The organism is Streptomyces sp. NRRL B-24572 (genome assembly GCF_002156145.1).
Classification (GTDB): domain Bacteria; phylum Actinomycetota; class Actinomycetes; order Streptomycetales; family Streptomycetaceae; genus Streptomyces; species Streptomyces vietnamensis.
This window is the reverse complement of the sequence record NZ_MWIG01000720.1, coordinates 1-5,343: the sequence shown is the minus strand read 5'-3', so window position 1 is coordinate 5,343 and position 5,343 is coordinate 1. Positions and strand designations below refer to the sequence as shown.

General features: G+C 69.2%; 5 protein-coding genes and 1 tRNA gene. 2 read left to right on the top strand and 4 right to left on the bottom strand.

The genetic code is table 11. The features are described from left to right. Positions 1–72: 72 nt before the first annotated feature. Positions 73–570 carry a phosphoribosyltransferase gene (locus tag CCN56_RS34440; RefSeq protein WP_086831739.1) on the bottom strand — a complete coding sequence of 166 codons (498 nt, stop codon included), beginning with the start codon at positions 568–570 and terminating at the stop codon, positions 73–75. A 13-nt stretch (positions 571–583) separates the two neighbouring features. Next, complete coding sequence (gene dcd, locus CCN56_RS34435) at positions 584–1,159, bottom strand: dCTP deaminase (protein ID WP_030690788.1); 576 nt, start codon at positions 1,157–1,159, stop codon at positions 584–586. A gap of 407 nt (positions 1,160–1,566) precedes the next feature. On the opposite strand from dcd, the gene CCN56_RS34425 reads away from it, so the two are divergent. After that, positions 1,567–1,637 (top strand) — tRNA-Gly (locus CCN56_RS34425). Between the two features lie 989 nt (positions 1,638–2,626). Then, entirely contained in the window at positions 2,627–3,853 is a 1,227-nt protein-coding gene (locus CCN56_RS34415) for a PP2C family protein-serine/threonine phosphatase (RefSeq protein ID WP_086831738.1), read from the top strand. A gap of 591 nt (positions 3,854–4,444) precedes the next feature. On the opposite strand, the gene CCN56_RS34410 is transcribed toward CCN56_RS34415, so the two are convergent. Both CCN56_RS34410 and CCN56_RS46030 read right to left on the bottom strand, forming a co-directional pair. Beyond that, entirely contained in the window at positions 4,445–4,723 is a 279-nt protein-coding gene (locus CCN56_RS34410) for a hypothetical protein (protein ID WP_086831737.1), read from the bottom strand. Beyond that, positions 4,720–5,196 carry an STAS domain-containing protein gene (locus CCN56_RS46030; protein ID WP_086831736.1) on the bottom strand — a complete coding sequence of 159 codons (477 nt, stop codon included), beginning with the start codon at positions 5,194–5,196 and terminating at the stop codon, positions 4,720–4,722. The genes CCN56_RS34410 and CCN56_RS46030 overlap by 4 nt, the downstream gene beginning before the upstream one ends. Positions 5,197–5,343: the final 147 nt, after the last annotated feature.

Here is a 5,343-nt window from a genome sequence, read left to right as displayed (position 1 = left end):
TGTAGAGGTTCGCGTACGGACGTGAGAAAGGCCCCCACCGCACCGGTGGGGGCCTTTCTCACGTCCGGGAACTCAGGCGTCGAGAACCTGACCCTCACGCCTCACGACGGGCGGCTCGACCGACCAGGGGAAGTTGATCCACTCGTCGGTCTTCTTCCACACGTACTCGCACTTCACGAGGGAGTGGGACTTCTCGTAGATGACGGCGGAGCGGACCTCGGCGACGTGGTCGACGCAGAAGTCGTGGACGAGCTTGAGCGTCTTGCCGGTGTCGGCGACGTCGTCGGTGATGAGCACCTTCTTGTCGCTGAAGTCGATCGCGTCCGGGACGGGCGCCAGCATGACCGGCATCTCCAGGGTGGTCCCCACCCCGGTGTAGAACTCGACGTTCACCAGGTGGATGTTCTTGCAGTCCAGGGCGTAGGCCAGACCGCCGGCGACGAAGACGCCGCCGCGGGCGATGGAGAGCACGACGTCGGGCTCGTAGCCGTCGTCGGCGATGGTCTGCGCCAGCTCGCGGACGGCGGTGCCGAAGCCCTCGTACGTCAGGTTCTCGCGTACTTCACTCATGCCTGCGACCGCCTCACACCTGGGTCCGATGGAAGTTCATGTAGGAGCGGGAGGCCGTCGGCCCCCGCTGGCCCTGGTACCGCGAGCCGTACCGCTCGCTCCCGTACGGGAACTCGGCGGGCGAGCTCAGCCGGAACATGCACAGCTGGCCGATCTTCATCCCCGGCCAGAGCTTGATCGGCAGGGTGGCGAGGTTCGACAGCTCCAGGGTCACGTGCCCCGAGAAGCCGGGGTCGATGAACCCGGCGGTCGAGTGCGTGACGAGCCCGAGCCGCCCCAGGGAACTCTTCCCCTCAAGGCGCGAGGCGATGTCGTCCGGCAGGGTGATGACCTCGTAGGTCGAGGCGAGCACGAACTCGCCCGGGTGCAGGATGAACGCCTCGTCGCCCTCCGGCTCGACCTCGCGCGTCAGGTCGAGCTGCTCGACGGCGGGATCGATGTGCGGGTAGCGGTGGTTCTCGAACACCCGGAAGAAGCGGTCAAGCCTCACGTCGATGCTCGAGGGCTGCACCATGGATTCGTCGTACGGGTCGATGCGCACCCGTCCGGCATCGATCTCGGCCCGGATGTCCTTGTCTGAGAGAAGCACGTCCCCCACGATACGCAGAGGGCGCGGACCTGCCCCAATCGGCAGGCACCCGCGCCCCGGCACCTCACGGCTCAGCGCCGCCCGACCTCCACCGGCACCGCGTGCCGCAACCGCGCACACCGCGGACACCGGATGAGCCGCCCGGGCCCGATCCGCCCGGCACCGAGCTGCTGAAGCGGGAACGAGGCGGTACTGAACACATGCCCTTCGGCACAACGGACGACGGTGCGCTCCATCGAAGCCATCAAGTCCCTTCCCCTACACATGTGGTGGACGATCAGCCACATTAGGGGATGAAGGGGGCGCCCTCCACGCGGCACTCCGCACACCCGAAGGCATGAGCTTCGCCTCAAGTGGCACATGGGGTACAGTGTGCAACGATGCGGCACGGATCACCCGGCCGCTGTGCGGATGTAGTTTAATGGTAGAACATGAGCTTCCCAAGCTTATAGCGCGGGTTCGATTCCCGTCATCCGCTCTTCTACGAAGCCCCAGGTCAGCGACCTAGGGCTTCGTTCTTGTCTAGACCTCTGGGCACCTGCCGTGCCCTCCGCGTGCCCCAACCCTCGCGTATTCGACCTGGGAGACGTCGGCACAACGGAGCAGCACGCGGACCGCGCTCCTCTGGGCACGCAGTGCGATTGCTTCGCCGCGCGGCGGATCGTGGAGGCATGGAGTGCATGCCTCGCCCTGGGCGGGGCATGCGCGCGCTATCCGGGCACAAAGCGTCGAAAGTCCGAAGGAGGGCGATAATCCGTCTCTGCCGACGGCACTGCGCCTGCGTCGGCAAGGGGGCGGCGGTCAGGGCCCGTGCAGAGGCCCGCCGCTTCATAGGCGACGCCCTACTCACCGGCCATCTGCCACCGGTAGCCCTGCAGTACGAGGCCTTGCTGGTCACCATCGAGCTGGTGACCAATGCCGTCCGCTACACGCCCGGTCCCTGTTTTTTGGTATTTCCTGGGCAGGGGACGGCATCGACATCGACGTCAGCGACCCCAGCCCCGAACCACCCCGAACGCGAACACCAGAACTCGCGGGGCGGAGGCGGGTACGGCTGGCCGCTGGTCCACAGCCTGGCCTCCCAGGTGGACGTCCGGCCCGCCCCCGAAGGAGGCAAGACCATCCACGTCCACCTGGCCGGTTCCACCATGAGGTGGTGTCGACCTGCTGGCCCGCCCGCCCTCACTGCACCATCGCCACTACCTCCCCGGCGCGGAAGATCCTGAGCTCTCGTTCCAGCGAGGTGGCGGCTTGGTCACTTCAGCGACCCGTGAGCCTGCCGCCGAACCGGCCCGGCTCGCCGAGCCACTCGCGATCACCACCGCTCGTCGCGCGGGCACGGGCGGAGAGGGACCGGTACCGAGCATCTGCGCCGGGGTCCGACGCGCACAGCGTCCTGAGCGAGCGCGCCGTCACCCATCGCTCTTATCGTGGGAGTCACGGACGATATCGAGCGCTGGGCAGGCAGTGATGGCGACGGGAATCGACTACGCGGCAGTGTTCCAGGCACTGCCCGGCATGGTCGCCCTGCTGACCCCGGAGCTGGTGTACGCGGACGTGAACGAGGAGTTCGTGCGACTGTCCGGCCGGTCGCGGGAGCAGTTGGTGGGCCGGTATCTGTTCGATGTGTTCCCCGACAACCCGAACGATGCCGGCGCGACCGGTGCGCGGAATCTGGAGGCGTCGCTGAGGCGGGTGCTGGCCTCCGGGGAGCGGGACACGATGGCGCTGCAACGTTACGACGTGGAGTCGCCGGAGCGGCCTGGTGAGTGGGAGGAGCGGTACTGGAGCCCGGTCAACGCTCCCGTCGTCGGCCCGGACGGCCGGGTGGAGCTGCTGGTGCACCGGGTGGAGGAAGTCACTGAGCTCATCAGGGCTCGTGGCGGGCCGGAGGGCAGCCGTGCACGGGTTCTGGAGGCGGAGCTGTACACCCGTGCCCGGGAGTTGCAGGAAGTCAATGAAAGGCTGCGCGAGGCGCATGCCCGCGAACGCGAGGTCGCTCTCGCCCTGCAGGAAGCGATGCTGCCCGTCCCAGGGCGGGTGGGTCATCATCGTGCCGCGGTGCGCTACCGGCCCGCGGTCGGATCGCTGAACGTGTGCGGCGACTGGTATGACCTCGTCGATCTGCCTGGCGACCGGATCGGTGTCGCCGTCGGCGACGTCGTCGGCCATGGCCTGCCGGCCGCCGGCGTCATGGGGCTGCTGCGCAGCGCCCTGTCCGCCGCGTCCCGCGTCGCCGACGGCCCGGCCCAGGCGCTCGAGGTCCTCGGTCTGTACGCCCGCTCCGTCGAAGGGGCCGAGAACACCACCGCCGTCGAGGTCTGTGTCGACTGGGACACGCACGCCCTGACCTACAGCAGCGCCGGCCACCCTCCACCCGCCGTGCTGCATGCGGATGGCACGGTGGAGTTTCTCGACCAGGCCACCGATCCCCCACTCGGCGCCCGCCCCGACCACGTCGCCCGGCCTCAGGCCACCGCCGCGTTCACCGAGGGCGACACCCTCGTCCTGTACACCGACGGCCTGATCGAACGCCGCCGCGAGGACATCGACGCGGGCCTCGCCCGCTTGGCCGACGCCCTCACCCGCCACAGAACGGTCGATCCCGAACGTCTCGCCGACACCCTGCTGTACGAACTGCTCCCGGCGGGAGGCGCCACCGACGACACCGCCCTCGTCATCGTCCGGCTCTGACCCGCCGCTGCCGTATCCGCAGGAGCTCGCGGGGAGGCGGGTTCTCGTGAGCCGTGTCGTTCCCGCGCCGGTGTGCGTTGGTGGCGGGATGACGTGTGCGCGGGCTGGCCCAACCCCACGGGACTCGTGCCGCCGACAGCCCCGGGGCTGCAAGACCCCTCGCTGCATGGGCTCGCCCGTTCTTATCTGCGGCCTGCCACCGACGACGGTGAGGGCACATCGACAGGTCTCAGCTGCTCGCGGGGGTTATCCGATTCGGATCCGCGTCGGCATAGAACCCGGCGCAGACGACCGCAGCGGCGGCTTCGTCGCCGGGTGGCGGTCTCAGGCCGGCCAGGAAGCCTCGGGTCACATCACGGGCCCGGGAAGGCGAGGTCGTTCCTTCGAACTCTGCTGTCCGCTTCTTGGTACAAGCGCTGGGGTCGTCTGCCACCGCCACACCTCCGCTCCACCGTACGTGCGGGGCTCTTCACCCAGCACGTCTGCCCTTCCCGCACCAGCGCATTCCTCGCCCGCGCGCGTGAGCACGCGGAGGGTGCCGGGAGAAGTCCCGGCACCCTCGACCCACGGTGTGGAGGGGGGAGAGTCAGCTCACCGCATCTGGCGGACCGACCACCCGAGGCCGGTCGGAGGCCAGGCGACCGGAGCCGTGCGGGCCGACCGGTGGATCACCCACAAGGGGCCTCCGGCCGGCAGGAGCAATCCGCCGCCCGGCCGGACCTGGACCCGGCGCTCGCGCCACGCTCCGACCGCAGGTCGCGAGCGCCGGCCCGGGTACGGGCCTGGCCGGGCCGTTCGGGTGCCGGGCTCCCAGCGCAGGAGGAGGACTGCGGTCAGCATCGGCGTCATGGTCAGGAGCATGAACGTCATGACCGCCTCGTCCGCGTCGTGGTGCTGCCCTTGTCGAGCGGGCCGTGCCCGGGGGCGGCGCTCACAGCCGGGGCCGGGGGCCGTGCCGCCCGCCCGGGGCGTCCCGTGTCAGGGCGATGCTGGCCGGCAACAGCTGCGACGTCGAGAAGGCGTTGCACGGGGAAGGAGGCGTTCGTCAGCCGTACGCGGCGGTGAGGCCCGGTCCAGCCGTCCAGCAGGGCCAGGAGACCGGAGTCGGCGAACGTCACGCGGGAGCAGTCCAGAACCAGGCCGCGAAAACCGTGTGCCGCGGCGAGTATCTCGCGAACGGGAGCGGCGCTGTAGTGGTCGATCTCCCCGGTCAGGTGAACGACCAGCGTGTCACCGACCGGGGTGCAGGAATGGGCGACTATGGCGCAGGGCGCGGTGTCCGCGCCCGTGTCAGGCCGGCTGGTGTGGTGGGTCAGTATCGGGCTGGTAGTCGATGTACTCACACCTCAACAACCGGCATTCCCCCAGGCCAGGCAACGAGCAATCTCGTTCATTCACCCCCGGCAGACGGGAAGATCCCCACTGCGGGGGAATTCGGCCACCCATACGAGCCAAACCGTCGGCCAGGTAACCCGGTACAGGTACCTGGC

Bases quoted from the DNA above. Each gene is read 5' to 3' on its own strand.
- CCN56_RS34440 (WP_086831739.1), bottom strand. From the start codon at position 570: ATGAGTGAAGTACGCGAGAACCTGACGTACGAGGGCTTCGGCACCGCC.
- CCN56_RS34410 (WP_086831737.1), bottom strand. From the start codon at position 4,723: ATGACGTTCATGCTCCTGACCATGACGCCGATGCTGACCGCAGTCCTC.